This window comes from Lysinibacillus sp. EB271-A1-10B (assembly GCF_058791335.1).
Window position 1 is genome coordinate 71,643 of record NZ_JBYTDL010000006.1, and the last position, 24,446, is coordinate 96,088.

General features: G+C 37.4%; 21 protein-coding genes and 1 riboswitch. Of the genes, 7 read left to right on the top strand and 14 right to left on the bottom strand.

From position 1 onward, the window contains the following. Window positions 1-19: 19 nt before the first annotated feature. The 3 genes from AC3WSK_RS10800 to AC3WSK_RS10810 form a co-directional block, all read right to left on the bottom strand. Window positions 20-661, bottom strand: a complete 642-nt coding sequence (locus AC3WSK_RS10800) for a FadR/GntR family transcriptional regulator (RefSeq protein WP_079561598.1) — start codon at window positions 659-661, stop codon at window positions 20-22. Between the two features lie 176 nt (window positions 662-837). Next, a complete protein-coding gene (dnaE, locus tag AC3WSK_RS10805) occupies window positions 838-3,921 on the bottom strand; it encodes a DNA polymerase III subunit alpha (RefSeq protein ID WP_492412841.1) in 3,084 nt (1,027 codons plus the stop codon). 34 nt (window positions 3,922-3,955) lie between these two features. Beyond that, complete coding sequence (locus tag AC3WSK_RS10810) at window positions 3,956-4,900, bottom strand: DHH family phosphoesterase (RefSeq protein ID WP_427483120.1); 945 nt, start codon at window positions 4,898-4,900, stop codon at window positions 3,956-3,958. Between the two features lie 90 nt (window positions 4,901-4,990). Between AC3WSK_RS10810 and AC3WSK_RS10815 the strand changes: the two genes are divergently transcribed. Next, complete coding sequence (locus AC3WSK_RS10815) at window positions 4,991-5,296, top strand: YtpI family protein (protein WP_079561601.1); 306 nt, start codon at window positions 4,991-4,993, stop codon at window positions 5,294-5,296. A gap of 98 nt (window positions 5,297-5,394) precedes the next feature. Here the strand turns inward: AC3WSK_RS10815 and AC3WSK_RS10820 are convergent, their stop codons facing one another. Both AC3WSK_RS10820 and AC3WSK_RS10825 read right to left on the bottom strand, forming a co-directional pair. Next, window positions 5,395-6,702, bottom strand: coding sequence for a DRTGG domain-containing protein (locus AC3WSK_RS10820; RefSeq protein WP_079561602.1), 1,308 nt, complete (start codon window positions 6,700-6,702; stop codon window positions 5,395-5,397). Between the two features lie 152 nt (window positions 6,703-6,854). After that, window positions 6,855-7,538: a metal-dependent hydrolase gene (locus tag AC3WSK_RS10825; RefSeq protein ID WP_079561603.1), complete on the bottom strand. Its 684-nt coding sequence runs from the start codon at window positions 7,536-7,538 to the stop codon at window positions 6,855-6,857. A gap of 271 nt (window positions 7,539-7,809) precedes the next feature. Here AC3WSK_RS10825 and AC3WSK_RS10830 point away from each other — a divergent pair, with 271 nt between their 5' ends. Next, window positions 7,810-8,898, top strand: coding sequence for a M24 family metallopeptidase (locus AC3WSK_RS10830; RefSeq protein ID WP_079561604.1), 1,089 nt, complete (start codon window positions 7,810-7,812; stop codon window positions 8,896-8,898). A 339-nt stretch (window positions 8,899-9,237) separates the two neighbouring features. Here the strand turns inward: AC3WSK_RS10830 and ald are convergent, their stop codons facing one another. Then, on the bottom strand, window positions 9,238-10,353 hold the full coding sequence (gene ald, locus AC3WSK_RS10835; RefSeq protein WP_079561605.1) for an alanine dehydrogenase: 1,116 nt from the start codon (window positions 10,351-10,353) through the stop codon (window positions 9,238-9,240). A 437-nt stretch (window positions 10,354-10,790) separates the two neighbouring features. On the opposite strand from ald, the gene AC3WSK_RS10840 reads away from it, so the two are divergent. Next, the gene (locus AC3WSK_RS10840; RefSeq protein WP_079561606.1) at window positions 10,791-11,240 is read left to right on the top strand and encodes a universal stress protein; all 450 of its coding nucleotides are present in this window, start codon (window positions 10,791-10,793) and stop codon (window positions 11,238-11,240) included. A gap of 380 nt (window positions 11,241-11,620) precedes the next feature. Here the strand turns inward: AC3WSK_RS10840 and AC3WSK_RS10845 are convergent, their stop codons facing one another. The 3 genes from AC3WSK_RS10845 to mbcS all read right to left on the bottom strand — a co-directional run bounded on the left by AC3WSK_RS10845 (window position 11,621) and on the right by mbcS (window position 15,070). Next, window positions 11,621-12,550 carry a class I SAM-dependent methyltransferase gene (locus tag AC3WSK_RS10845; RefSeq protein ID WP_427483124.1) on the bottom strand — a complete coding sequence of 310 codons (930 nt, stop codon included), beginning with the start codon at window positions 12,548-12,550 and terminating at the stop codon, window positions 11,621-11,623. A gap of 89 nt (window positions 12,551-12,639) precedes the next feature. Then, on the bottom strand, window positions 12,640-13,143 hold the full coding sequence (gene tpx / locus AC3WSK_RS10850; protein ID WP_079561608.1) for a thiol peroxidase: 504 nt from the start codon (window positions 13,141-13,143) through the stop codon (window positions 12,640-12,642). A gap of 337 nt (window positions 13,144-13,480) precedes the next feature. Next, window positions 13,481-15,070, bottom strand: coding sequence for an acyl-CoA synthetase MbcS (mbcS, locus tag AC3WSK_RS10855; RefSeq protein ID WP_492412846.1), 1,590 nt, complete (start codon window positions 15,068-15,070; stop codon window positions 13,481-13,483). A 243-nt stretch (window positions 15,071-15,313) separates the two neighbouring features. After that, window positions 15,314-15,412, top strand: a riboswitch (TPP riboswitch). A gap of 86 nt (window positions 15,413-15,498) precedes the next feature. Between mbcS and thiM the strand changes: the two genes are divergently transcribed. From thiM to thiE, 3 genes are read left to right on the top strand one after another with little or no spacing between them, the layout of a single operon-like run. Next, window positions 15,499-16,254: a hydroxyethylthiazole kinase gene (gene thiM, locus AC3WSK_RS10860; protein WP_427483128.1), complete on the top strand. Its 756-nt coding sequence runs from the start codon at window positions 15,499-15,501 to the stop codon at window positions 16,252-16,254. Beyond that, window positions 16,254-17,078, top strand: coding sequence for a bifunctional hydroxymethylpyrimidine kinase/phosphomethylpyrimidine kinase (gene thiD, locus AC3WSK_RS10865; RefSeq protein ID WP_427483130.1), 825 nt, complete (start codon window positions 16,254-16,256; stop codon window positions 17,076-17,078). Before thiM ends, thiD begins: the two co-directional genes overlap by 1 nt. Beyond that, the gene (gene thiE / locus AC3WSK_RS10870) at window positions 17,068-17,700 is read left to right on the top strand and encodes a thiamine phosphate synthase (protein ID WP_079561612.1); all 633 of its coding nucleotides are present in this window, start codon (window positions 17,068-17,070) and stop codon (window positions 17,698-17,700) included. Before thiD ends, thiE begins: the two co-directional genes overlap by 11 nt. A 149-nt stretch (window positions 17,701-17,849) precedes the next feature. Here thiE and AC3WSK_RS10875 read toward each other — a convergent pair whose 3' ends face one another. From AC3WSK_RS10875 to ezrA, 5 genes are all read right to left on the bottom strand, one after another. Beyond that, window positions 17,850-18,065, bottom strand: a complete 216-nt coding sequence (locus AC3WSK_RS10875; protein ID WP_079561613.1) for an alpha/beta-type small acid-soluble spore protein — start codon at window positions 18,063-18,065, stop codon at window positions 17,850-17,852. Between the two features lie 153 nt (window positions 18,066-18,218). Further along, a complete protein-coding gene (gene thiI, locus AC3WSK_RS10880) occupies window positions 18,219-19,427 on the bottom strand; it encodes a tRNA uracil 4-sulfurtransferase ThiI (protein WP_079561614.1) in 1,209 nt (402 codons plus the stop codon). 2 nt (window positions 19,428-19,429) lie between these two features. Beyond that, window positions 19,430-20,584: a cysteine desulfurase family protein gene (locus AC3WSK_RS10885; RefSeq protein WP_079561615.1), complete on the bottom strand. Its 1,155-nt coding sequence runs from the start codon at window positions 20,582-20,584 to the stop codon at window positions 19,430-19,432. Window positions 20,585-21,087: 503 nt separating this feature from the next. Continuing rightward, the gene (locus tag AC3WSK_RS10890) at window positions 21,088-21,552 is read right to left on the bottom strand and encodes a GNAT family N-acetyltransferase (protein WP_492412850.1); all 465 of its coding nucleotides are present in this window, start codon (window positions 21,550-21,552) and stop codon (window positions 21,088-21,090) included. Between the two features lie 207 nt (window positions 21,553-21,759). Then, window positions 21,760-23,460, bottom strand: a complete 1,701-nt coding sequence (ezrA, locus tag AC3WSK_RS10895) for a septation ring formation regulator EzrA (RefSeq protein WP_427483136.1) — start codon at window positions 23,458-23,460, stop codon at window positions 21,760-21,762. A gap of 189 nt (window positions 23,461-23,649) precedes the next feature. Here ezrA and hisJ point away from each other — a divergent pair, with 189 nt between their 5' ends. Continuing rightward, entirely contained in the window at window positions 23,650-24,444 is a 795-nt protein-coding gene (hisJ, locus tag AC3WSK_RS10900; RefSeq protein ID WP_427483138.1) for a histidinol-phosphatase HisJ, read from the top strand. Window positions 24,445-24,446: the final 2 nt, after the last annotated feature.

A 24,446-nucleotide genomic window follows, 5' to 3' on the forward strand; every position in this document is an offset into this window, starting at 1 on the left:
TTGACTCCCCCTTTGTTGTCTAATTACTTCGTAAAGTCTTCATCCATTGCTCGTAAGCTTTTAGTGCTTCTTTTTCATAGCCAAGCTGCATCGATTTCAACATAGTTTGAATGATCAATTTTTCTTCTTCTGTTGAGTTTCGATTTAAACGGTCACCATCATAAGCTGCTAACTGAAACCAGACTTTTAGTGAAAGACGATTTCCCGCCGTGATGATTATTTCTCGTAATACATCTCGACAACTAATCGCATCCTCTATCTCTAGCTTTACAAAAAAACTGTCCCACACCGGTAGTGTTCGCAGAGTCTCTGTACAACTTATTACGCGAATGGCTTCCTTTTCATGAATTTGTCGCGTTAATTCGACATCTTTTTTCGATTTTTCATCTTCTAGTATAAACATCGACAGTATTTCTACGAGCTGATGCTTATGCGTGGAAGCTAGGAACGTACCTCCCCCATGTTTCGTTTCAATAAGACCTAACAATTCTAAGCTTCGCAATGCCTCTCTCACAGAGGATCGCCCGACACCTAGACGCTCTGAAAGGACTCGTTCGGAAGGTAGTTTTTCTCCAGCCTGTATTTCTTCCATTTTAATAAGTTGTCGTAATTGTTGGACGATATCCAAAAACACTTTTTTTTGTTCGGTTTTTTTATCCATACGATCAACTCCTATTATCAATTTCGCCTTGGCGTAATTGTATCTGTCGCTACATATACATACCGAAAGTGGTCTGGCCACTTTTGAACATTGACTCTAGCTTACAAAATAACTGTTAAAAAGTAAAGAAAAAACTGCATAAAAAATTTATGCAGTTTCTAATATTTTCTTCAATTTCATATTCTTTTCGTCGCTTGCGCATGTTTTACTTTCACTTGAGGTTTACCAAAGCGTCTTTCAAGTGTCCCCTCAATGTAAAGCAATTCATCTTCAAGTAACAGCTCTTGAACAAGATGAAAAACCTGAGGGAATAAGGTTACAGATATTGCTCCAAACTCATCCTGAAGCTGAACAAAGGCCATTTGCTCACCTTTTTTTGTGCGTATTTTTTTCACTTCTTCTATCATGCCAAGCATTTTGACATACGTTCCGTCACGCGCTTGTTTTAACTCTCTGCACGTACTATTTACCTCATTCCAAAAAGCTCTTTCCTCTGTAACCGGATGGGCTGATATATAAAAACCAAGACTTTCCTTTTCACGTAGCAATTTTTCCTTTTGTGGCATCGCTTCTGCTTCCATATACTTTGGCTTACCAAAGCTAAAGGTAGTAGTCGATTCAATATCAATATCCTCAGTTGGTCTTAGCAGTTCTGCATGCTTCAAAGCTGCCTCCAATGTCGCTATCAGTACCGCACGATCTTTATCTAAATAATCGAGAGCCCCCGCGAAAATTAAAGACTCCATTACTTTTGGTTTAAAATGCTGTGCGCTTAATGCAACTGCCATGTCAAATATATTATCCAATGCTTCTGGCTTCGCCTGGCGTAAGGCGTATACTTTTTCTATAAATGTATAGGGAACACCCTTTATTCCGGACAAGCTGTAGCGAATTCCATCCTTCTCAACAGTAAAGAATTTTGTACTTTGTTTTAATGATGGCGGGTAAAACGAAATTCCTTTCTCTTTTGCCGCATTCTCAAGTTGCAGAATTTTTTCCACATTTCCTGTTGCATTTGATAATAACGCAGAATAAAAACTTTGCGGGAAATGTGCCTTTAAATAGGCCATTTGGTAGGAGATAACGCTATATGCGACAGCATGGCTTTTAGGAAAACCGTAGTCTGCAAAGCGTACAATTAATGCATACACTTCTTCCGCCACATGGACGTCAAAGCCTTGCTTCATTGCTCCATCTACAAATGCGGTACGTTGCTCTTCTAATACTTGACGATTTTTTTTACTTACCGCTCGACGCAATAAATCCGCTTGTCCCATCGTAAATCCAGCCATCACCGAGGCAATTTGCATGATCTGTTCTTGATAAACTATGACACCAAATGTCTCTCGTAAAATGGGCTCTAATGCCGGATGAGGCATAGTAACCGATTCCCTTCCCGCTTTCCGTCTAGCATACATCGGAATAAAATCCATTGGACCAGGGCGATACAACGCATTGACTGCTACTATATCTAAAAAATGGGTTGGTTGAATATCACGTAAAGCTTGCTTCATACCTTCCGATTCTAATTGGAAAATCCCTAATGTATCTCCCATTTGAAGAAGTTGAAATGTTTTTTCATCTTGCATCGGTATAAGCTCAAACTCTATCCAAGGACCACCGGCTTTATAAATTGACCAACGCACTTGCTCTAAAATTGTCAGGTTGCGCAATCCTAAAAAATCCATTTTGACAAGTCCACAGGCTTCTACATCTCCCATCGGCCATTGCGTACAATAAATTCCATCATGCCCTTCTTCAATCGGTATCGTATTAACTAATGGAGAAGGTGACAGCACAATTCCTGCCGCATGAGTGGAAGAATTTCTTGGCACCCCTTCAAGTTTTAACGCCACCTCAAACCAACGACGATGTTTTTCATCCTCAGCTAACCAGCCTTGTAAGCCTTGTGATTCGGCTACTGCTTTTTGCAATGTTATTCCTGGTTTATTGGGAATCATTTTCGAGATTTTCTCTAACGTTTCAGCGTCAAAACCAAAAACACGCGCAACATCTCTAGCTACTGCCTTTGCAGATAAAGTGCCAAACGTAATAATTTGCGCCACATTTGCCTTGCCATATTTCTGAGCGACATAATGGATTACTTTTTGTCTTTTACTGTCGACAAAGTCGATATCGATATCCGGCAGTGTAACACGTTCCGGGTTTAAAAATCGTTCGAATAATAAGCCATAAACTAATGGATCTACTTGCGTAATAGATAAGCTATAAGCTACAAGAGAACTTGCTGATGAACCACGACCAGGACCTGTTAAAATACGATTTTCTTTAGCAAAGTGCATAAAGTCTGCAACAATTAAAAAATAATCTGCAAAGCCCATTGAACAAATAATCTCAAGCTCGTATTGAAGCCGCTCCTGATAAACTTTAGGAATCTCTGCTTGCTTTAATCGTTCTGCCAATCCTGCAAAAGTCTCTTTGACAAGCAAGCTTTCGGCTGTTTCACCTGTAGGAACAGGAAATTTAGGCATTTGAACGTGCATTTCAGGAATTTCCGCCGTACAGCTCGCTAGCATCGTTGCACTAGATGCTAGCCATTCTGGATGATCAGCAAACCAGCTTCGCCATTCCTCTTCTGTCGGAGCGAAATATCCTTGTAAATGAGCTGATTGCATTGTATCAGTAAGCTTTTCACCTGAATCTATCGCTCTTGCAACCTCAAAGGCGAAATGATCTTCTGGTCGTAAAAAATAACAGCTTTGGGAGGCAACTAACGTTATATTCATAGTTTCACACCACGTCACAAACGTTTCTTCTTTTTCGGCTTTCATTCCTGCTGGTCTTGCAATTCCCATAAATAAATGCTTGCCAAATACCTTGTTTAAAGCACTTGCTACTTCTGTCCAATCCTCAGTTTCTACTAAATCATCCGAAGAAAGTAATGCCGCACAGCCCGCCGCATATCCTTCAAGCCATTTCCACGGAAGCGTATTATCCTCTCTTATCGAAACTGCACTACTAATCTTTAAAAGATGCTGGTAGCCTTCTTGCGTCTGAGCATACAGCACAATTGGAACCTTTCTATCTTGCCACTGTACGTTTATCGAGAGCCCTAATACAGCATGAATATTCGCTTGCTGCAATGCTTTACAAAAAGGCAAAAGCCCGTACAATTTTGAATTGACGATTGCACAGGCCTGAGTATTTTGCTCTTGTAAAAAAGGGATCAATTGCTCAAGCCGAATCGTACTTTGCAATAAATCCGCACTCGTATGCATTTTCGTATATACATGTGTCAAATGAATCCCTTCCTTTCTAGGTATGAAAAAATGTTTATCGATACGCCTTACAAATTTCCTGTAATCTCGTTATAACACGCTCTGCTTCTTCCCATGAATAAGCTGTAGCTCCTGAAGCGAGCGGATGTCCACCACCGTTAAATCCCTTCGCCAAAGTGTTAATAACAGGGCCTTTTGAGCGTAAACGCACACGAATTTGATCGACCTCTTCAATGAAGACCACCCATGCACAAATACCTTTCACACTTCCAAGACAGCCAACTAACAGGGATGCCTCTGACGGTACAACATTGAATTCTGCTAGCAATTCCTTTGTCAGCTTGATATGTCCTGCTCCGTACTCATCCATTTTGAAATTTTGATAAATATAGCCCTGTAAATTTAATAGCTTTTGCTCCATTTCATACATTCCATCGAAAATTTGATTTCGATCAAAATCATATGAAACAAGCTCCCCTGCAATTTTAAACGTTTTTGCGGTCGTGCTAGGGAATTGGAAACGTCCTGTATCTCCTACAATACCAGCAAATAATAATCTTGCGGAGGCATCTGGTAGAATCCAGTTGGCTACTTGTTTCCCTTCCTCAAAAAGCTCATAAATCATTTCACTACAAGAGCTCGCATTCGTATCTACCCATAGTAAATCACCATACGCATCGTCATTTGGATGATGATCTATTTTAATAATCGTTTTACCTTTTATATAGCGTTGATCGTCCACACGTTCTGTATTTGCCGTATCTGTCACAATAACTAAAGCATTATCGTAAATTTCATCTGTAATGTCATCGGGATTTACTAAAAATGATAATGATTCATCATGCTCACCTACAGCAAAAACTTTCTTTTCCGGATAATTTGCTAAAATAAGCTCTTTTAAGCCTTGCTGAGATCCATAAGCGTCTGGATCTGGTCGCACATGGCGATGAATAATGATTGTTTCATATGAAGCAATTGTGTCGATGATTTGTCTTTTCAAATTAATTTCCCCCAACTTGATAGTAATAACCGTTAGCATTTTTCTTCAATAATCGTTACAATAATGACTAGTTATGCTAGGAGGTTTACTATGCTCAATTTAATATTTGTATTTACAATAATCATATCATTTGTGTTTTATTTTTATTTTAAAACAAAACAGTTTCGTTCTTCATTACCAATCGCTAAAAATTGGTACAAGAGTAAAGCCAATGTAAGTTTCGGTGCATTTATTCTTTTGTTTGGTTTAAACCAAGCTTATTTATTCCCAGGGTTATTTACATTTATTATTGTAGCAATTCTTGTCGTTTTAGGCATCTTTGTTATTGTCGAAAACACTAAAAAGGTTCGTCACTACGGTCAATTTGTTGAAGAAGAGTACCGTATTAACCGATAAATAATCAATTATGCCTCGGCATAATTCCATGACACCCGCTGAAAGAAATGAAAGGGATGGTCTAGCATGTACCCTAGACCATCCCTTTTTCTGTTTTCTTAACGTTCCAGTAGTTGGAACATCATCATTGCCTTCCCAACAAGCATTTGTTGATTAAACACTTCGAAGTCCATTTTCACAAACTTACGACTCATGTCTAATATTCGAGGCTTTACAGTAAGTGTGCTTTCCATTTGCACAGGTTTGATGAAATAAATCGTCATGTTTTCGGCAACTGCATCTCCACGTTTACGACGCTTTAATGAGAATGAACCAACTTCCGCTAGCAAAGTTGTAAATGCTCCATAAGAAATTGCCCCGTATTGGTTGGTCATTTGAGGAGTTACTTTAAATTCTACGATTAATTCTTCATCGCCAAGCACCTTCATCTCATTTTTCACTAAATCATCAATCGTTTCACCATGCTGAGGTTGTCTTTGAGCAAGCTGAAGCGCCTTTAGTACATCTTGTCGACTAATTACACCTTGCAAAATATTATCATCATCGACAATTGGTAACAGGTCAATCCCTTCCCAAATCATACGATGCCCTGCAGAAGCAACACTCATTTTCATCGATCCAGCAATCGGATTTTTCGTCATAACTTTTTCAATAAACTCGTTTTCTTCGCGACCGATAACGTCTTTTACTGTAATCATCCCAACAAGCTTATTGTTTGCTGTCACAACAGGAAATGCACCATGAGTTGTTCGTTCATTTAGCTTGTGGAAATGTTGAATTGTTTCATCATTTCGAAGAACAGAAGTATCAGTCATCGGCACAAAAATATCTTCAATAAATAAAATATCTTTTTTAATTAATTGGTCATAAATTGCGCGGTTAATCATTGTTGCCACAGTAAAGGTATCATAGCTTGTTGAAATGATCGGTAAGTCCAAGGAATCTGCAAGTAATTTGTTTTCCTCAGTTGTATCAAAGCCCCCTGTAATTAAAACAGCTGCACCAGCTCGAAGTGCATTTTCATGCGCTTTAAAACGGTTACCAACGATCAGCAAGCTTCCTGCATCTGTATAACGCATCATATCTTCTAATTGCATGGCACCAATAACAAATTTCGTTAACGTTTTATGTAGACCTGTTTTTCCACCTAAAACTTGGCCATCTACAATATTTACAATTTCTGCGAAGGTTAATCGCTCAATATTTTCTTTCTTTTTCTTCTCAATACGAATTGTTCCAACACGTTCAATAGAGCTTACTAAACGACGATTTTCCGCTTCTTTAATAGCACGGTATGCCGTTCCTTCACTCACCTGCATTTCCTTTGCAATTTGACGTACTGAAATTTTATCACCAACGGGTAATGATTCGATGTATTGTAAAATTCTCTCATGTTTTGTAGACAAAATATCACCTATTTCTCAATCATCAATTCTGCTCTTAGTGTACCATATTTTTTATAAAAATATTTAATATAAAGTGATGAATTTGTTATACTTTCCCCATCGTTTCAACTACGCACGTGGTGCCAACTCATATAGTACAGCAGTGTCACTGATTAGGAACAGTTTACTTTTTCACCCGCTTTTAAAATTTGAACCTCTGCATTTTGCACTAAATCCGCAAAAATTTGTGGATCCTGCTCGATTGGTGGGAATGTATTGTAATGAACTGGTACGACAATTTTCGGCTTCAAAAATGACACGGCACAAGCTGCGTCTTCTGGACCCATCGTAAAATTATCACCAATTGGTAAAAATGCAATGTCAATAGGATGGCGTTCTCCAATTAGTTTCATATCACTAAACAAAGCTGTATCCCCTGCATGATAAATTGTTAATCCTTCGATAAATAGTAAAATTCCAGCAGGCATTCCCATATAAATAATTTCGTTATTTTCAGTTACATATGACGAACCGTGGAAAGCTTGCGTAAACTTCACTTTACCAAAATCAAATTCCTTGGCTCCCCCTATATGCATCGGGTGCACTTTCACTCCTTGCCAAGAAATCCAATTGGCTAACTCGTTTGGCGCAATGACAAGTGCATCTTTTTTCTTTGCAAGCTCCACTGTATCACCAACATGATCATTATGACCATGTGTAAGTAAGATTATATCCGGTGCTTCCTCAGCAACCTTTAAATCTGTTTGTCCATTCCCATTAATGAATGGATCTACCAAGATTGTTTTCCCATTTGATTGAATTTTGACAACAGAATGTCCATGATAACTAATTTCCATTTACGTTTCCTCCCTGCGGTACATATTGTTCTACACCATTTTTATTCGCTATCCATGCGATTTTTCCCTTTTTTTGATATGCTTGTACAGAGAATAATAGATTCTTTCCCAACAAAGCATACCTTGTGGGAAGACATTTATTCATTTGTACAAAATGAAGCATCGAATTAGAGTTATAAATCGCTCAAAAGTCGAAGCCTCATCCCGGTTAAGCTATTAGTTTAGCCAAGCACATGGAAATTTTTCAGTGCAATAAGAGGAGGAACTGTTTATGTCAAAGGTTAAAGAAATTCAAAGTTATTTACAACAAAACCAAATTGATGCCGCTTTCGTAACGACACCAGACAATGTTTTTTACGTTTCAGGCTTTAAAAGTGATCCACATGAGAGATTGCTAGGCGTGATGATTTTTAAAGAGGCAGAACCTTTTTTAATTTGTCCAAAAATGGAGATCCCAGATGCGAAGGATGCAGGTTGGTCTTATGAAGTCATCGGCCACCAAGATACTGAAAATTCAATGGAAGTTCTTGCACAAGCGATAAAAGCTCGTAATGTTAATCCACAAACGTTTGCTATTGAAAAAGGTCAACTTATTGTAGAGCGTTTAGAAGCTCTACAACAATCATTTCCACAGGCAAGTTTTGTCCGCCTTGATGAAAAAATCAATGCTATGCGCGTAATTAAAGAGGCAAATGAATTAGAAAAATTACGTAAAGCCGCTGCACTAGCTGACTATGCTATTGAAATCGGCTGTAAAGAAATCGCAGAAGGCAAAACAGAAATGGAAATTTTAACAGCAATAGAAAGTGCTATTCAGGATAAAGGCTGCAAGATGTCCTTTGAGACAATGGTATTGAGCGGTCCAAAAACAGCCTCTCCACATGGTAAACCAGGTGCTCGAAAAATAGAAAAAGGCGATATGATCTTATTCGACCTTGGCGTAATTTACGATGGTTATTGTTCTGACATTACACGTACAGTTGCCTTTGGTGAACCTAGTGAAGCACAAAAGGAAATTTACAACACAGTACTATCTGCTAACACAAATGCTATTGCAGCTGTGAAGCCAGGTGTTCGTGCAATGGATTTAGATAAGATCGCTCGTGATACTATTACTGAAGCAGGCTATGGCGATTATTTCACACACCGACTTGGTCATGGACTCGGCATTTCTGTACATGAATTCCCATCTGTTACAGGCGCAAATGAAATGACTATGGAAGAAGGCATGGTCTTTACAATTGAGCCAGGCATCTATAAGTCCGATGTGACAGGTGTCCGTATTGAAGATGATGTAGTAGTAACAAAAGATGGCGTAGAAATACTTACAAAATTCCCGAAAGATTTGATTGTACTGTAAGTTTATTTAAGGAAAAGGAAGGAAGCAACCAACATGGTGCTTCCTCTTTTAGTTTAAAGTACGCTCTCCGGCAAAACGAGTGGTTGATTTCCGTTCCAGCTGGGCGCTTTCCTGAGGGCGTTCGATGAGCTGCTTGGGCCAACAGATGTTTTTTACGCGAAGGCGTAGTGCTAACGAAGCGGCAGCAGAGGGTTTTGATTGTGCGAAAGCGCAGCGACAGCAACAAAGCGAGTAGCTTGGAACGGAAATCAACCCTCGTTTTGCTAAGGGAATAGTTTTTCAACAACATAAAAAGGAAGCACCCATAATTAAACACGGTGCTTCCTTTTATTACTTTATTTATTGAATTAATTCATCAACATTTACATATGGCAACCCTTGAGAATCTGCAACAGCCTTGTAAGCAAGATGTCCATCAATTGTATTAACACCTAGTTTCAATGCAGCGTTTTCAACACATGCTTGTCTATAACCCTTGTTAGCAATTTGAAGTGCATAAGGAATTGTATTATTTGTTAAAGCAATTGTTGATGTACGTGGTACAGCTCCTGGCATATTCGCTACTGCATAATGTACAACTCCATGTTTTACATAAGTTGGATTATCATGTGTCGTCACTCGATCAGATGACGCAAAAATACCGCCTTGGTCAATAGCAATATCGACTACTACTGAGCCTGGTTGCATTGACTGAATCATTTCCTCAGAAACTAGCTTTGGTGCTTTCGCTCCAGGAATTAAAACAGCTCCAACTACTAAATCTGAGTTTTTCACTGATTCTGCAATATTATATGGATTGGACATTAATGTTTGTACATCACGGCCAAATAAATCTTCTAATTGACGTAAACGCTCTGGGCTTAAATCAATTACCGTTACATCAGCACCCATTCCGACAGCTATTTTCGCCGCGTTTGTTCCAGCTATACCGCCACCGATCACTGTAACTTTACCACGTGGTACACCTGATACGCCGCCTAGTAAAATACCTTTACCTTCATGATTTTTCTCTAAGAATTGTGCACCAATTTGTGTTGCCATTTTACCAGCAACTTCACTCATTGGTGTTAAAAGCGGTAAAGAACCATTTGTTAATTGCACAGTTTCATAAGCAATGCCTACAACTTTTTTATTTAAAAGTGCCTGCGTTAATTCAAGCTCTGGCGCTAAATGTAAATAAGTAAATAAGATTTGACCTTCATAGAAGTAATCGTATTCTGACGCTACAGGTTCTTTTACTTTCATAATCATTTCTTGCGCCCATGCTTCTTTTGCCGTATCAACAATATGAGCGCCTGCAGCAACATAGTCTGCATCTGTAAAGCTTGAGCCTAAACCTGCTCCCGTTTCAATGAACACTTCATGACCTGAATTTGTTAATGTAACAACCCCTGCTGGTGTCATGGCTACACGATTTTCATTGTTTTTAATCTCTTTTGGAATACCAATCTTCATCTTCCCTATCCCCTTCCATTACCTAAAAAATAAGCACATATTGTTACATACTCTTCGATGTATTGATGCACCCCTTGCATTTCCATATTACCAAACATAAACAAAAAATGCTTTAATTAAAATAATAATAGATAAAATTAAAAATATTTTTATAATGCTAAATATTCAAATTAATAAAGTGGTAATTTTCCTACAATTATCTTTCTTCCAGGATGACATTTATTAAAACATATTCCCTTTATTAGTTAATAAGAGTGAAGGTTGTACAGCTCTTTGGAGTTCGCAGCACCTTAGAGGAATGTGAATCTCCTATGTTATGATGATTAACTGAATCACTGTAAACGTCTTCATTTTTTCACATTTTTTCTTCCGGAAAGTATTTCCTTTAGAAAATCATTTGGTATAATCAACATATACAAATCAGGGAGGTAATACAAATGGCTAATAAATATAAAAGCATTGTAGTTGCAGTAGACGGTTCGAAGGAAGCTGAATACGCTTTCCGTAAATCAATTGACGTAGCAAAACGTAACGATGGTGCTGTATTAAATTTAGTAAATGTTATTGATACACGTTCTTTCGCTGCTATTGAAGCATATGACCGTTCAATTGCAGAGCGTGCTCAAGCATTCTCTGAAGAGCTACTAAATGGTTACAAAAAGCAAGCTGAAGAAGAAGGCTTAACAAATATTAACCTTGTAATTGAATATGGCTCACCAAAAAATATCATTACAAAAGAGCTTTCTAAAATTGTAGACGCAGACTTAATCATCTGTGGTGCAACTGGTCTAAATGCAGTAGAACGCTTCCTAATCGGTTCAGTATCTGAAGCGATTGTACGCTCAGCTAAATGTGACGTACTTGTTATCCGCACACCTGAAAATTAATTTTGTATTACATAAAAGGTATCCAATATTGGATACCTTTTTCTTGTTGTTGAAAAATTAATATGTGAATGGGATTAAAGTTCTTATTAAATAAAGTATGGCTCTCTGGTAAAAAACGAGGGGGTTGATTTCCGTTACGACTGGGAGCTTTGTTGCTGCCGCTACGTTAGCACTAGGGAACATAAAATTTTCTCTTTTTTCTATTAGGAAGTCTTAAGCTGAATCTTTTTAGTATTAATTATAATTAATACTATTTCGGCTTAACTTTTTCACCTATTCTAGGGTGTGAAAACTCAGGGTGAAAACCAACAGTTGTTCATTGATACATATTTTATTATTGATAAACTAAAAGGTATCCAATTTCGGATACCTTTTTTTACTTATTTCCCTTCTTGCCACATATTCACTTTTTCAAAGAACATAGCTAGAGCTTGTTTATTTTGCATATTTGGTACTTTTGCTAATAGCACCTCTTTTGGGGCTTTGAAATCCTTACCTTGTTTTTGTAAAATGACAATGCTCTTTTCTAGTGCTTTATTGGCGAACATTGTATCTGGCAATTGTATAATTGCTTGAATCCAAGCATGCTTTTGAATGTATTTATGCAGTTGTTTCGATTGCTCAGATTCAAAGAGATGCGTTGGTGCAAGGAAAAATAAATAGCCTCCATCCTTCGTGTAGTTAATGGATTGCTCAATAAATAAATGATGCGCATAGCTCAACCCTTCTGAAGGGCACAGCTCATAGTCTAATGCGATATCTTCATTCGGATAATATCCCACTGGTAAATCACAAACAATAGCATCTGCAGGACTTACTAATAAATCTTGTAACGCATCTTGACGGTATAAGGAAACAGGCTGCTCTGTCAAATCAGCTGTAGCAGCAGCTATACGAATAAGCAGTTCATCAACCTCTACACCTGTTGCCTCTATTTTCTCGTCTAATAAGTTCATAACTGTTAGGAGTAAATTCCCTGTACCTACTGCTGGATCTAAAATCGAAATTTTTTCGGTTTTTAGACGATCTGCAAATAGTTGCTCCACAAAATAACCAACTAATAACCCAAGAGTATCTGGTGTCATCTGATGATTCGGCTGAGAGCCTTTTCGCATTCCCTTTAAAACAGCAATTTGAATCGCTTTGCGCACATCTTCCTTCGTAGCACCTTCTTGTGAAAAATCAACTTCCCCACCTAGCCATGCCTCTAAGCCATCTAGAATACCCTCTAGCAATGTAATATTATGTTCTTTTTCTATCTTTTCAGCATGTTCATTTAGCATACCAAACAACTTCTCGATGTTTTCCATACACAACTTCCTTTCACGCAGAAAAGAGCCGTGACAAAAACTTGTCACAGCCCCTTTGTCTAGTAATATCTTAGCCTAAAATCAATAAATTATGCTAGTGCTTTGACAGCTGCAATTGCCGCTTCATAGTTTGGATGGTCTGTTGCTTCAGGAACATATTCCACATATGTCACTTTGTCATTTGCATCCACAACAAATACTGCGCGTGTTAGAAGACGTAACTCTTGAATATAGACACCATATGCTTCACCAAATGACAGGTCACGGTGATCTGAAACTGTTTGAACAGCATCAATACCTGCTGCACCACACCAACGTTTTTGAGCGAATGGAAGGTCAACAGATACTGTATAGATTACTACATTATCACCTAAGCCAGCTGCTGCTTCATTAAAACGACGTGTTTGTGCATCGCATACACCAGTATCCAATGATGGTACCACGCTAAATAAACGAATTTTCCCCTCTGAATCTTTTAATGTAACAGGTGATAGGTCATTCGCTAATATAGAGAAATCTGGTGCTTGATCTCCAACCTTTACTTCGTTCCCTACAAGTGTTACTTGACCATTTTTAAATGTTACTTGTGCCATATAAACGCCTCCTAATCATCATATGTACTTAATATTACTAAATGGAGGGAATTAATTGCAACTGAGACAGCTTATCAAAAATATTTTTGAAAAATCTTTTCGCACCTATTCAGCCATGTTTACTTAAGGTTGCACCTTTTTCCAAGTTCATTAAAATAATGTAGGGTTGATTTTCCAACTAACTAATGATGTCTCCCCCAAATAATATGGCTTATCACCCTAATACGAAGTTGATCTCCAACACTTTGCAAAAACTTTAACTTATTCAACCTATAATACATTACCTAATATTATAAAAAAGCAGGAACTTTGATTTTCGACATTATTTCCTAGGAAATTAATGATGCTTGATAAAATGGATTTTTTCTTGCTCTCGTAATTCGACACGACGAATTTTGCCTGATGAGGTCTTTGGCAGCTCAGTAACAAACTCAATCTTACGAGGGTATTTATATGGGGCTGTTAAAGTTTTTACATGGCTTTGTAGTTTTTTTATAAGTGTTTCATTACCAACTTCTCCTTCACAGAGCACAACAAACGCCTTCACGAGATTTCCACGAATCTCATCTGGACTTGCAACAACGGCAGTTTCTTTCACTGCAGGATGCTTCAACAATGCATCTTCTACCTCAAATGGTCCAATCGTATACCCAGACGAAATAATGACATCATCCCCGCGTCCTTCAAACCAAAAATAACCATCATTATCTTTGTATGCACGATCTCCGGTAATATACCAATCGCCTCTAAATTGTAAATTTGTCCGTTCTGGATCGTTTAAATATTTTTTAAATAACGCGGGCGTTTCACAGTGTACAGCAATATCTCCAATTTCCCCAACCGCAACAGGATTTCCAAGATCATTTATAATTTCAACAGTATTACCCGGAGTAGGTTTGCCCATTGATCCCATTCTAGACTCCATCCCTACCATTGTACCAACAAGTAATGTATTCTCTGTTTGTCCATAGCCATCTCGTACTTGTAAATTATAAACTTCGGAAAATACTTTTATCACTTCACTATTTAAAGGTTCACCCGCTGACACAGCCTGACGTATTGTACTTACATTAAAATCTTGTAAATTTTCAAGACTCGCCATAAATCGATATTCGGTTGGTGTGCAACACAGAATATTAATATTGAATTTTTCAATCAGTCTAAAGTAAGTTGCCGCATCAAAGTGACCTTTGTAAACAAATGCTGTTGCACCACTTCCTAAAGTAGCGAGGAACGGACTCCAAATCCATTTTTGCCAGCCTGGAGCTGCTGTTCCCCAAACAATGTCACCCTCTTGAACACCTAACCAATTTGGTGAAGTAGTTCGCAAGTGTGCGTAACCCCAGCTATGTGTATGTACCGCTGCCTTTGGATTGCCTGTTGTACCACTTGTATATGCTAAAAATGCAATGTCTGTACTCTTAGTTGGAGTAGAGCTTATATAAGATGTTGGTTGGCTATGCATTCTTTCAAGCAACGGTTGCCAAGGTTCATGTGCATGACCAATGACAAATTGCTTTATTGCTTGTAAATTTTCCACATTATCAAATTGTTCAATATAAGGCTCAAATGCAACAACTCCTTTTGCATCGGCATGATTGATTCGATATTCAATATCTTTAGTTCTCAGCATTTCTGAACTAGGTATAATAGTTAAACCTGCCTTCAAAGCTGCAATATACACGATATATGCTTCCACTGATCTCGGTACCATGACTAAAATAACATCGCCTTTTTTTAAACCTTGGGAGGTAAATACATGTGCTGCCTGATTCGCCTTTTCAAGTAAAGTTGTATATGTTAAGTACTGAATTTCCTCGTCTTCGCTATAAACTAATAATGCATTTTTCGTAGGATCCTGTGCATATTTTTCAATTTCTTCTGAAATGTTATACCATTCTGGTGCGATTAAATCTTCTCTTTTCATGGCAATTGCCCCCTTTTGTTACGCCCATTATAAAACTCAATTTTTATCATTTTCAATTGAATTCACTCTAATTTATTAAAGTCGTGACAACTATCATGCTCCGCTATATGGCATCAGTCACGTATTGCTTCTATTCATTTCAAATTGGCGTAATCGTCGCTTTCGTACAGAGTTGCTGAATGAAAATAAAAAACTCCCTATTGAACGCGAATGAATAATATGGTACATTTTGGTCAACTAAAAGCATGATTGCAGGGGGACTCATTAAGAGTTGAGAAGGTAAAACCTGACCCTTTGAACCTGTTAGTTAATACTGACGTAGGGAGCAATTCACATCGACTTACTGATGAAAGGCTCTTTTACGTGTTTTTTGCACGAAAAAGGGCCTTTTTTGCACGCTTACGTCCATCCAACGAGGAGGACTTAAATTGATTTTCCAAACGATCCGTAAACAAAATCCACTTATTCATTGCATAACGAATTATGTGGTTGCTAATTTCCAAGCAAATGGCTTATTAGCAATAGGCGCTTCTCCAGTCATGGCTGATGACGGTCATGAGGTTGAAGAAATGGTCACAATCGCCTCAGGCTTATTGATCAATATTGGGACCCTTAATGAGCGAATGAAAGAATCCATGTTACTTGCAGGGAAAAAAGCAAATATTCTTGGCATTCCGGTTGTTTTAGATCCTGTTGCAGCCGGTGCAACGACTTACCGGAAACAAACGGTACAGCAATTATTGGAGAAAATAAAATTTGCGGCGATTCGATGCAATATCGGAGAGCTTGCAGCAATTGCCAATGTAGACTGGCAACAAAAAGGCGTAGATAGTGGTAGTGGTTCAATTTCTTTAGAAATGGAGGCACAAAAAATAGCTCAGCAATACAATTGTATTGTTATTGTGACCGGTGAAAAGGATTTTATTACTGACGGCAAACTTCAGCAATGGGTTACAGGTGGAAATTCGCAAATGACAGAAGTTACTGGAACAGGCTGCTTATTGAGTGCAATATGTTGTGCCTCTATCACCGCAGGAGATCAACCATTTGACCAATTACTAGAAACATTATCACTTTATAAAAAATTAGCAGAAAAAGCCGCTTCTTCTACTCGATTCATTGGCGATTTTCAAATAGCTGTATTGAATGAACTACATCGCCTTTCAAAGGAAGGTGAAGAATAATGCATATTGTAACGACAATTGCCGGTTCAGATAGTGGCGGCGGTGCAGGTATACAAGCTGATTTAAAAACATTCCAGGAATTAAAAGTATTTGGAACGTCTGTCATTACAGCTTTAACGGCCCAGAATACTTTGGGTGTATCAGATGTTTTACCAATTGAAGTGAGCTTTGTTGAAAAACAACTGAAAGCGCTAATCGAGGATTTTTCAATTAGTGCTATTAAAACAGGAATGTTGTTTTCCTCCGAAATCATCCAATCAATTGCACATATTTTAGCCGAAGTAAATATTCCACTTATTGTAGATCCTGTTATGATTGCAAAAGGTGGCGAGAGCTTATTACAGCAAGAAGCAATTGAGGCATTACGAAATTATTTGCTACCTTTAGCAACAATTGTAACACCTAACATTCCTGAGGCCGAAACCCTTTCTGGAAGAAAAATTAATTCTATAGCAGATATTAAAGAAGTAGCCCAGATTTTATTACAGACAGGTGTTCAATGCGTCGTTATGAAAGGCGGTCATTTAGAGGATATATGTCATGCTACTGATTATGTATTTTTTCAAGATGGTGGATCATTTTCTATGCAATCTACTCGTATTGCAACAGCAAACACGCATGGTACAGGCTGTACATTTTCCGCTGCATTAACTGCTTTTCTTGGCCTTGGGCTACCTATAGAAAAGGCAATTGAGGAAGCTAAAAAATTTATTCAATTAGCAATAACTCATGATTTATCTATTGGGAATGGCCATGGTCCAACAAATCATTTTGCTTATCAACAGTATAAGGATTCCTGCGAGGTGATCATACATGAAACGTGACGATTTACAGCTATATTTTATTATGGGTACAGGTAATGTTTTCAATCAGGAGCCAATAATTGTATTAGAAAAAGCTCTCCAATCCGGAATTACTATGTTTCAATACCGTGAAAAAGGGCCAAATACCCTTACTGGACGAGCCTATGAAAATTTTGCTCGTAAATGTCAAAAGCTCTGTCAACAGTATCATGTTCCGTTTATTATTAATGATGATGTAGAGCTAGCTATAAAACTTAGAGCAGATGGTGTTCATATTGGCCAAGAAGATTTTCCTGTGTCAATGGTACGTAAAAAAATTGGCAACATGATACTAGGTGTTTCTGTTCATTCTCAAGCGGAATTAATAACTGCTTTACAATATGGTGCTGACTATGTAGGAATTGGTCCAATTTTTTCAACTACTTCTAAAAGTGACGCCAAACCGCCTAGTGGCACTGAATTTTTACAGCAAGTTCGCGGACAATACCCAGAGCTGCCTATCGTTGCAATTGGAGGCATAAACTGCTCGAATACACATACGGTATTTAAAGCAGGTGCAGATGGAATAGCAGTTATTTCCGCAATTTGCGAAAGTGAAGATATTTCGAATACAGTCTCTACATTTAAAGCATTTGTAGGATAAATTGAAACTTTTAATCAGGGGGCGTCTTTCAATCGGGTTTTTAAATTACTGCCCGTTAATACGGGATAAAAAATAAACATTTTAAACAAACTAAAACCAGTGCCTTTTACGGTCACTGGTTTTAATTTTAATAATTGCTAATTAAGCAATTATTGGTTGTTCGGCATACCTTTTAATTGAGATTCTGCCATTTGTACAAGACGTTTAGTGATTTCACCGCCAACGGAACCGTTAGCACGAGCTGAAGCGTCAGCTCCTAATTGAACACCAAATTCTTGTGCAATTTCGTATTTCATTTGATCAAGTGCGCGCTCTACACCAGGTACAGCAAGTTGATTTGAACTGCGGTTATTGTTGTTTGCCATGTGTTTCTCACCTCCTTGTGAATATAGAATGTGCGATTTTAGATTTTTAATACAAAAATATTTCAGGTAAATTGTACCTCAGAAGGAAATGGACTAAAAAAGCCGACTCAAAATGTACTTTTGAGTCGGCTCTTATGAATTCGCAAGGTTCTTCTATAAAAGATCCGCAAATTTATCGGCATCTTGTTCTTTTTTCGGGAAAATGTAAACTTCACGGTTTTTCACTGCTCGTTCGATGAGTTCATCAAAATCCGAGAAGCTTTCGTAATGCTCAACCTTTTCAAGCTTTGGCTTTGTTTTTGGACTTGCAGGAGTAAAAATTGTACAGCAGTCTTCAAATGGCTGAATAGACGTTTCGTATGTGCCAATTTTCTCAGCAATATCGATAATTTCTAATTTATCTGATGAGATTAATGGACGTAAAATCGGTGTGTTCGTTACTGCATTAATAGCTGTAAGGCTTTCAAGAGTTTGACTCGCTACTTGCCCAAGACTTTCACCTGTAACTATAGCTAGTGCACCAATGTCTTCACGTACTTTGTCAGCAACTTTTAGCATCATACGACGAGTAGTTGTCATCGATACATTAGATGGTACTTTTTCTTTAATAAGAACTTGAATTTCAGTGAAAGGAATAACGTGTAAACGTATACTCGCTCCGAATTTCGTTAATTCATTAGCAAGTACCTTTACTTTTTCCAATGAGTTTTGGCTTGTGTATGGTGGGCTAAAGAAGTGAATCGCTTCTAAGCGCACTCCTCGTTTCATCATTAAATAACCGGCAACTGGGCTATCGATACCACCTGAAAGCATTAATAAAGATTTACCATTCGAGCCTACAGGCATTCCACCTGCACCCGGAATAACTTGCGCCATCATATATGTTGCATCATGACGCACCTCTACGCGAAGTTCGATATCAGGCTTCTTCACCTTTACTGATAAATTTTGATATTGTGGTAATACATGACCACCAATTTCGCGTTGAATGGCATGTGATTCTAACGGGAATGTTTTATCTGTGCGCTTTACTTCTACTTTAAATGTAAGCTGCTCATTTTTAAATGTATCCATAATTGTTATGGCTAGTTTTTTCATGGCTTCGATATCTTTTTCACATGCAGCCACAGGACTAAATGATTGAATACCAAAAATTTTAGGTAAACCTTTTAATAGTACGTCCATTTGTGCTTCATCTTGAATGGCTATAAACATTCGATCACGCTCTGTGCGAATGTGTAAATGTCCTAAATCCGCAAACGCATGACGAATGTTCTCTCGTAAACGACGAATAAAATCCATCTTGTTGCGACCTTTTGTAGAAAGCTCTCCATATCGAATTAAAATTTCTTTCCAAATCATTTTTAAAATTCTCCTTTTAGTTCCGTCAATACTTCATCTAATACTTGTTTAAACTTTACAATATCTTCATTTGTTACATGTGCGCCAAAACTTATACGAATAACACCATTTTTAAAATGCTCATCGATATTTAGAGCTTCAACAACATGACTTGTTTTTGTCTGTTTCGATGAACATGCGCTCGATGTCGATACAATTACATTACGTTTTTGCAATGCATTGATAATGACTTCACCTTTTAAGTCGCGAATACTAAAAGATAAAATATGTGCAGCTCCTTTTGGTGTTGATAAAATATGCACTTCATCTCCATATCCACGTAATTGAGTGCATATTTCTTCATACCATTGACGATATTTTTTTGCACGGTCATTCATCGTCTCTATCGCTATTCGAGCTGCTTTTGATAAGGCTACAGCTTGCGGTACAGCTACTGTTCCGCTACGCAAACCAAATTCCTGCCCTCCGCCAAGTGCATACGGTTGCCATTTCATTTTTTTACGGAATGCGAGTACACCTGAACCTTTAAAGCCATGAATTTTATGACCAGAAATTGAAATACAGTCTGGACCCTCGTCATCGTTAAATGATATCGGTAACTTCCCGAAGCTTTGTATAGCGTCTACGTGAAAAGCTGCACGACTCGATTCATGAATAATTTTTGCAGCTTCAAAAATTGGTTGAATCGCGCCCATTTCATTATTTACATGCATCATACTTACTAAAATGGTATCCTTCCGCACTTTTGCGCGAAGCTCCTCTAAAGAAATAACTCCGTTTTCATCTACTTGCAAGTATTCCACATCAAAACCGTCTTGCTCAAGCTGCTTCACAGATTCTAGGACAGATGGATGTTCAATTTCAGTTGTTAAAATATGATTTCCTTTATGTGTGTTGCTACGTGCTAAACCAAATATAGCCGTGTTATTGGATTCAGTACCACCTGATGTAAATAGCACATTTTTTGCTTCTGTATGCAAAATATCTGCTACTTGCTCACGTGCACGCATTAATAATTCATTTGATTCAACACCCATTGCATGAATGGAAGCAGGATTGGCATAATACTGCTCATTCACTACCATAAATGCTTGCATAACCTCTTTTATAGGTTTTGTTGTTGCACTGTTGTCTAAATAGATTGTATTAACTTCCATTATTATCACACACTTTCAAAACGTTGATTTAACGGTATTTATCATAACGCAATCTTCAGCGATTGACTACTAACTTTAACAATTATCCTAATTTAATCACCTATTTGTTTGCTTTTAATGTGAAAAACCACCCTTTTTAGAGTGGCATCTTAAAGACTTGCTATGAACGTTTCTAACTAAAAATTAAGCAGCAAAAAAATTTGATTTCTGCATTGTTAGGCTCATCACCCTAACGTGTAGTTGATTTCCGTTCCTGGGCGCTTTGTAGCTGCCGCTTTGCTTTCGCACAGTTAAAACATTTGTTGCTTTCGCTAATCCCCGAGGAGTCGCCCAGTCGTAACGAAGATCAACTTATACACATAGCATGTTTTTTTAATGTCACCCTCTACTTTCAGTAAAAGCTAACGCTGCTATATTTAACTATATTGTAAGCTAATTTCACACTAGTAGTTCAAGAAAAACAAGCAATCCCACAAATTTTTCTTAATTGACTGGCTGATTCATTAAGCTTTCTCCATTGTTATAAATTCAGTTGAAGCTGTGAAATTCATAACTTTTTTAAAGCCTAATTTTTCATATAGGTGAATGGCTCTTGCATTAAAGGTAGCTACTGTTAAACGAAGAGGACAATTTTTTTCTTGTTGTAGATGATTTAAAACAAATGAAAAAAACTCTGCACCATACCCTTTTCCTGTTAACTCAGGCTTCATCCCTATTCCAATATCAATGCATTCGTCTATATATGCACCATAGTCATGTCCTTTAGGTACTTGTGCAGATGTTCCTGTACAGAAAAAACCGACTAGCTCTTCTTGATCATTGACAATAGAATAATACGGACTTTCAAGAAATTCTTTTAGAGATTCGTCGCAAAGTTCATTGTTGTAAAAATCATATGGTTCTTCATATTTCCAATTTAATATATCAGTCGCATGCATTTCATTCATTTCCCGACTATAAAATTGCATGTTGAACACCTCTATTTTTCATCATTTCGAATCAAAAATAATTAAAGTCTCCGCCTCATTTGATGTTCCATCTTTAGCTTTTATATCTACAACGAGGGGGTGATTTCCGTTCCAGCAGGGCGCTTACTTCGTATCTTAATAAAAAGCTGTCTAAAAAGTAATAACTATACCTTTTAGACAGCTGCTGTAATTTCTTATTATACTTGACTATTTTGATATTGTTTCTTCAGCCACAAGTTCTTGAATTCGCTTTAAAGCACCTGGCTCCATTTCTTCAACTGCTGTTCCAGCCTCTTCTAATGCTTTGGAATAACGGAATTGATTGAAAGATCCTTCTGCTTCTTTTAAACGAGAATTCAATTTTGGATTTGTTGCACGATGACGGTTACCGTACTGAATAATGCGCTCAATCAGCATTACATTTTCAATTAATTCATGCGACTTCGTTTTTACATCTTCTACACAAAGTGTTGCGGCATTTAAATTATTATGAACTGTTCCCATGTTGAGAGGCACCTCTTGCAGGCTTTGCATAACTAAATAAATATGCTCTGCTGCCTCATCTAGACGGGCATCCATCTCTTCAGGGATACCTGGAATATTAGCCTTATTCAATAGACGATCTGTTTCTTGTAATGTTTTCTTTAAGCTTTCTACTTGCATGCGAGCCTTGTTTTCATCAATTCGTAGCTTCTTCATCGTATTTGACAAATGACCTTGCTCCTCATGAATCCTTTCTAGCTCATCACTAATTTCAATCAATTCTTCCTGTAAACTTGAATATGCAGATTTTTCCTCTCTAACACGCATCGCCAATAAATCATAGCGACGTTGTAAAGCTTCTAATTGCTTTAATGCAGCTTTTGGAATTTCAGCATCTTTTTCATTTAAGCGATAACTTTGCTGCACAAAAGTTGCTTCATCACTTACTAATCTTGTTGAACTAATAACATTGGTGATTGAGCTTAATAAACGATCACAATTTTGGTCAACATAATTTTTAGCAATAACCTCTTTTTCAAGAAGATCGTAAAAATGATCAATTTCTTCATTTATATCCGTAACACGTGGTTTAACAACATTTAAGTTAAGCTCTGCTAATTCACTTTTTAATGTTACAAATTCTTCTTCAAATTTATTAAGCTCTTCAGTTAGCTCTAAATGTTGTAAATAATAGGATTGATCTTCCATTTCACGCTGGCCACTTCGTAACTCCTGTACCGCTCCTGGAAGCTTCACTTGCAATTCAGTCAAAATTGCTGGGACATCATTGATATATTCAAATGTCTGTTGTGATTCTTGGTTTAAGCCAATAACAATTTCCCGTGCCTGCAAATAATTCCCTTCACTAGTAAGCACATCGAATTCCTCAAACTTTTGAACAAACGTCTCCAGTTTTTTCTCTAGAGCTGGTAATGCTACCCCAAATGAATGTTGGTGCGCTAACAATGTTTTACGTGCAGAGCGATAGTATTCTTTTAATTGTTCAATTTCAATACGATTTTTTTCTTCGCTGCCAATTAATTCATTTAGTTCTTCTAAGATTTTATCTTTATCTTGTTCACACTTTTTAATGTAATCTTCTATCTCACGTTCAATTAATGTTGCTTTATTAAAACGAAGTCTATTGATTTGATCCTCTGCATCGAATAAGAGTGAATCAATTTTTGTCATATGTACATCGATGACTTCATCCCAACTATTACGCCATCGTTCAAACATTTCCTCCGTTTCACCGTTCATGTTTAAAGATTTAACTTTTGAAATTTCCTCATTTATGGGATTGTTTTGTATTTGTGATTTTTCATTTTCAAGTTTAGCAATGATTGTTGTATGTTTTCGTCGCATCATAAATCCTACTATCGCTAAAATTAATAGTAGGATAACTGGAATGATGATATACTCCATCGTAAGCCTCCTATTCTACAATAAACGAATTGGCTAGTTGTATTTATTATATACTATGTTATCGCCTTTTGTACTAAAATTTGAGTGTTTTTTGTGTAATTACGCCTTTTAAGAATAACAATAACTTAATTTTTGAACAATATGCGCAAATATAAGTGTATTATCCAAAAATATAAAGGAGTGGTATTTATGAAATGTGACGGCCATGTTCATAGCCCATATTGTCCACATGGTACCTCTGATTCATTTAAGCAGTATATAGAAAAAGCAATCTCTCATGATTTCACAGATATTAGCTTTACAGAACATGCACCATTACCATTGAATTTTGTAGACCCTACACCACAGCAAGACAGTGGTATGAATCCGGAATTTTTAATGCCTTATTTTGAAGATTTGCAACGCCTTCAAAAGGAGTACGCACAAGACATTCGCATTCATATAGGGCTAGAGGTCGACTATATTCAAGGCTTTGAACAAGAAACTCGTCAATTTCTTGATACATACGGACACTTTTTAGATGATTCTATTTTATCAGTTCATTTTTTACAATGGGACAATACCTTTGAATGCATAGACTTTTCTCCAGAAAGTTTTATGGCTTTTGCAAAGAAAGTCGGCTCTATTGAACAAGTGTATAATTTATATTACGATACCGTCCTACAATCCATTAAAGCAGATTTAGGACAATACAAGCCTAAGCGCATTGGGCATCCTTCACTTATTCACAAATTCCAATTAGCACATACAGTGAAGATTGATGATTCTGCGCAGATTCGAAAAGTTTTAGATGTAATGAAGGAAGAAGGCTATGAGTTAGATTTAAATAGCGCTGGATTAAGTAAAACATATTGTCAGGAAACTTATCCACCATTTTCCTTCATAGACTATAGTAAATCTATTGGGCTTCCAATGGTTTTCGGTTCAGATGCTCATAGTGTTGCTGATTTGCATCAACACTTTAATGTTATATATCCAAAATAATA